Origin of the sequence: Candidatus Magnetaquicoccus inordinatus, from assembly GCF_004217665.1 — a bacterium.
Taxonomy (GTDB): domain Bacteria; phylum Pseudomonadota; class Magnetococcia; order Magnetococcales; family Magnetaquicoccaceae; genus Magnetaquicoccus; species Magnetaquicoccus inordinatus.
Genome location: NZ_RXIU01000167.1, coordinates 3,049 through 7,933, shown reverse-complemented (window position 1 = coordinate 7,933; position 4,885 = coordinate 3,049). Strand labels below are relative to the sequence as shown.

Sequence of the window (4,885 nt, the reverse complement as noted above, 5' to 3'; positions counted from 1 at the left end):
TGACTCCCCCTTTGAGATCGGTCTTCTCTGTACAAGAGATGCCACAAATCCCATGCTCGATGGCATTGACCAATAGCTCCTCCAGCGCCACCACATAACGCGCATAATCTGGAGTCGCTTTGGCCAACAAACGGGCCAATTTACTGCTTACCTCTAGCATATCCAGCCCCTTGGCAGCACTCACCCGCTGGCTGAGCCGCCAACTCCGGGTGGCCTGCAGCATATCCATAGCCCGCCCTTGCTCCGATTTGATTAAAATCGACAACAAGTTGGCAATCGAATCCAATTGCACCTTCTCCTCTTCGGTCGGCACATGATCGGGATCGGTATAGAGATTTAATACGCCCAATAAACGTCGTCCGGTCATAATCGGCACAATGCAATGACCATGCGGGGCAACCCCTGAGACGCTGATGGTATGACGATTATCTTGACATTGTGCAAACAGCCTTTCCCGTGTCTGCGCCACCATCCCGCACAAACACTCTCCAGGCGCCAATCGGGAACAACGTTGCTGATGCTCCTGACTGAATTGGCGATGCGCCACCAACTGCAGCTCCATACGCGGTCTGTCCCAGAGAAAAATTGCCCCACTCTGCTTGGTACGCAACAAGGGAGCAAACTCCTTGAGGATGACATCCAAAGCACTGGACATTTGGGTACGCAAATCAGTATCCGACAAACCGATCACCGTCAGATTTTGTAATGTCTGCAAGCGCTTGTGATGCAACTGTAAATCTTCAATCTTGCGGGTCAAAACCTGAACAATATCCTCAATCAGTACATCTTTTTCGTGCTCAATATCCATGCGCACCAATTCGGCCTCCCTCCCTTGCCATTGGAGAATCAAATGTGAAATACCGACACTTCCTCTTTCATCTGCGACGCCATCCCTGCCAAATAGTCGGCCCTGTTGCGAACCTGTCCATCCAACTGTTGCAGATCATCGATCATCTGCCGCACCACCGCCATTTCACTGTTGATGCCATTGGAGGAGCGCGCCGTCTCTTCCACACGCATAAACATATCCCAGGATTGGCGAGTGGTTTGATCAATCAGTGGTGCCATGCGACCCACATCCTCAGTCGCCTTGACAATATGTTGTGTCACTTCGGCAATCGATTGCGCCAATTCTCTCACCGTTGCAGAAACTGAACCAACCCCTTCCAAAGACCCGGTCATGCGTAAGGCGATTTGCTCAGTCTTGTTATTCAATTGCTCCATGGTCTGACGGATATTGTCAATCGATACTGTCTGCACTGCCACCGCCGACATGATCTCCTGGTTATGCAGATTCAGCGTCTTCATGCGCACAGACATATCCTGCATAAAATGGCTGACTTCTTGAAAATTTTCTTTCAATTCCAGTGCCGATTCGGCAATAGTGCCTGCTGAACGGGCGGTGTGTTGTGATAAATCACGCACCTCATTGGCAACCACAGCAAAACCTTGCCCCAGATCTCCGGCACTGGAAGCCTCAATGCGGGCGTTGAATGACAAAATGTCAATCTGGTCGGCTACATCGTTGATAAATTCGATAATATCCTCAATTTTAACCAGTGATTTGGCCAGATTGTCGATCAACTGCAGTCCCGCATCCGCTTCGCGGCGCCCATGCTCGGTCTCTTCTGCAGTACGGTCACACTGCTGACGAATATGCAGTAAAGCGTCAGAAATCTCACCGACTGCCCGTGTGGCGTCGGAAACCTCTTGACTGGCCTCCTGTACCGCACTGCCCAAGAGATCCAGATTGCTGCGTGCATGGTGTGAGGAGGTCGATAACTCCTCCAGATTGGCACAATATACCCGTGAAGATTCGGAAATCTCCCCCATATCATCGGACATCACCCGCATTTCGCGAATGACATTCTTCATTTCGCCTTCCATCTCTTCCATCATCAAAGCCACATCATGCATATTGCGATTGGCCCCTTCTGACAGGGTAGTGACCTGTTCAATGGCACTGCTGGCCACCTGAATCCCGGAAGAGACCCGTTCCGACTCGCTGGTCAAGCTCTGTACCGACTGTTCCAGCACTTGCGAGCGCGAGGAAATGTCACCAATCATCGCATGCAGTGAGCTGCGCATTTTAGCAAACAAAAAAGAGAGAAAACCAAACTCCTGAATGCGCGTGACACCTTCCCGCCCAGGACGCAGATCATTTTGCACCAAACGCTTCATATCCTGGATGACATGGTTGATCGGCGCAGTGAGCAAATATCCCAACTTGATGCCGATATAGGCCAATGGCAACAACAGCAGCAAAGCAAAGAGCATGCTCCACATCAACATATGGGTGGTTTCCGCCGTAAAGTCGGCCTCAGGAGCCAGAACCAAGAGCTGCCAACGCAAGCCAAATTGCGGTACCAACGGTTGAATGTGGCTCAGATAGGCCTCCTTCTGGTGTTGAAAATGGTGCATATGATCATTGGTCTCACTTGCCGGAACCGCCCGGCTGCGTTTTTCCAACCATTGTCGATAAGCCTCCAGCAAAGCCGGATCCTTTAACTGCATCATGGCAACACGTTGTGGCGTACTGCCGCCAGATTGGAGAGTGACCACAGGTTGCTCACGATCCGAGCTGGCCACCAACATCCCCTGTTCATCAAAAATGGCAATGCGACTGTTGGCGGAGAGCGATAGTCCCTGCAAAAATTGCACAATATCCTGCAAAACAATGTCGATGGCCGTTACCCCCAACAACTCTCCCTTTTTTTCTACCGGATAGGAGACCGTAATCCCGCTCTCCCAGCGCTGGGCACTTTGATACTGCTCTTCCCAGGCATAAACATCTGTCCAATGAATCGTTTTGCTGCTGCTGGCCTTCTGAAACCAAGGACGCAGACGCGGATCATATATTTTACGCCGATCCTGTCCTTGCATGCTCAACTGACCGCCAGCATCTTTTTGCCACCAGGTGGTTTTGAGAACCGAAGCCAAGAGTCGTTCAATCTGCTCCCCATGCTCTCCCCGCTCTGCCAAGGCCACTGCTTCATTGAAACGCTGCCGAGACTCCTGTGCATCATTCAAGCGCTCAATCACACGCATGCGCACACTACCGTTCTCCTCCACCTTGTGCAGCAGATGATTGCCTTGCATATCCCCAAAATAGATCAGACGAAAATAGGGATGGCGTTTGATCTCGGTTTCGGAAAGATTGGCAAAGGCGCTTTTAAAATCATGATCACTCCGCTCGGCAGCAATAAAGGTGGCATTGATGGCCACCGTATAAGCGGCAGCATCCAAAAAGGCAGTGATGCGATCCATCACCTTGTTGCTGCCTTGTTGCAGAGTGTCGTGCGAAAGCGTATGGATGTTGTTCATGGCCATGGAATAGGCAATTAAAATCACTGCAATGGCCGGGGCAGCGATCAAGGTTGGCAAAAGAAAAGGTACTGTCTTGCGCAGGCGAAAAAATTTTTCCTTGGGAAAATCATGAAACGGGGTTGGTGCACTGATGCTCTGCGAGCGGTGCACTCCCGGCACAACCCGACTTGCTGACATGGCCATTCCCTTCATTCTGCTCTCCTTTTGTCAAACCGTCGCCGCACCAATTAGCCGAGATTGCGGCATTATTTCCCCTCTTGCTATCGGTCTGTATCCTTGACCTTGACAACATATAAGCATATTGTATGCCATGAATAATTATTCAATATTATTAATAAGTTATACAAATATTTTTCAAGATGATTCTCTCCATATCACAAACAGTAACAAGCTGGTTTACCATAACAAGACAGGAGGAAGGGAGCAGGATGGCAGGGCTCTTCTGGCAGTAAAAGGATATATTTTCTTTATTTTACAAATATATACATTGTTTTATCGCAGAAAGCAGCATTGCAGACGGCAAAACAGGAATTGTAACAAACTATTTTTTACACTTGGCACACCGACTGTAAAAAAATATTTAGACAAAGTACACACCAGACAGACGCTTGCCGTTAAAAAATGGCCTTGCCAGCGCATGACCTTTTGGCGCAATTTTTCTTGTCAATTCCATTAATTGCTAATCATGCTGAGCGCAATACCAATTGGAACAATGCTCTATCGCGCTTGACATTGGAAGTCGATTCTGCTTTAATAATTGCGCTTTTTCGTCATGACACCTAGCGGAACGGAGGCTTCCACGTGGGCAAGTTGATCGGCATTCAAGGCATCTCTATGTCAACCTACTTCGACCCCAAACGGGTGGAAGAGTGTAACCGGGAAAAACGTTGCCCGGTAGTCACCGTTTCACGCTCCTTCGGCGCCAATGGCAGCCAAATTGCCGAACTGCTCGCCGAATCCCTTACCGTTCCCTGCTTCGGTTATTCCATGCTCGATGGCATCGTCCGCGAAGCCAAATCAGATAAATATCTCATGAGCCTCATCGATGAACGGGCACCCGGTCCCCTGGAAGATTGGATCCATGCCATGTTCACCAAAGGAGAGGTCTCTCAGGCCGGTTTCTACCGCCGCTTGATCAAAACCGTCATCGCCATCGCCGAAGGTGGTGGCGTGATCATTGGCCGTGGCGCTCACCTGGTCCTGGCCAACAATCCCAAAGTCTTCCGCGTGCGCATCGAAGGCTCCCTGGAGATCTGTGCCCAACGGGTCGCCGAACGGGAAAATATTAAATTGAAAGATGCCAAAGAGCGCATCTTCAAAGTGGATAACGAACGCAAACTCTATGTCCGCGAACTCTATAAACGCTGCCCCCATCAACGGGCACACTATGATCTGGTCCTCAATTCCGATTGCCTGACCCCGGAAACCGCCGTGGAGATCATCATCTTTACCATGGAAAAAATGGGCTATTATGTCCCAGGCAGCGAACTGATTAAACAACAAAATCTTTAATCCTGCCGTGTCGGCTACCACCCCGGAGCGCTTGTGAATAAATCGT

The 4,885-nt window shown here is 49.9% G+C and carries 4 protein-coding genes; 2 read left to right on the top strand and 2 right to left on the bottom strand.

Annotated features, from left to right (window positions below):
• Together EJP87_RS11590 and EJP87_RS11585 are read right to left on the bottom strand one after the other, a co-directional pair.
• A partial coding sequence (locus EJP87_RS11590; RefSeq protein WP_153188677.1) for a GAF domain-containing protein occupies positions 1–808 on the bottom strand: 808 nt, incomplete at its 3' end.
• A 38-nt stretch (positions 809–846) separates the two neighbouring features.
• Complete coding sequence (locus EJP87_RS11585; protein ID WP_130472037.1) at positions 847–3,519, bottom strand: methyl-accepting chemotaxis protein; 2,673 nt, start codon at positions 3,517–3,519, stop codon at positions 847–849.
• Positions 3,520–3,637: 118 nt separating this feature from the next.
• Here EJP87_RS11585 and EJP87_RS11580 point away from each other — a divergent pair, with 118 nt between their 5' ends.
• Positions 3,638–4,003, top strand: coding sequence for a hypothetical protein (locus tag EJP87_RS11580; RefSeq protein ID WP_130472036.1), 366 nt, complete (start codon positions 3,638–3,640; stop codon positions 4,001–4,003).
• A 125-nt stretch (positions 4,004–4,128) separates the two neighbouring features.
• Positions 4,129–4,839 carry a cytidylate kinase-like family protein gene (locus EJP87_RS11575; RefSeq protein WP_130472035.1) on the top strand — a complete coding sequence of 237 codons (711 nt, stop codon included), beginning with the start codon at positions 4,129–4,131 and terminating at the stop codon, positions 4,837–4,839.
• The last annotated feature ends 46 nt before the right edge of the window (positions 4,840–4,885 follow it).

Excerpts from the sequence above, each read along its gene's own strand:
- EJP87_RS11585 (WP_130472037.1), bottom strand. The coding sequence starts at position 3,519 with ATGAAGGGAATGGCCATGTCAGCAAGTCGGGTTGTGCCGGGAGTGCAC.
- EJP87_RS11580 (WP_130472036.1), top strand. The coding sequence starts at position 3,638 with ATGAATAATTATTCAATATTATTAATAAGTTATACAAATATTTTTCAA.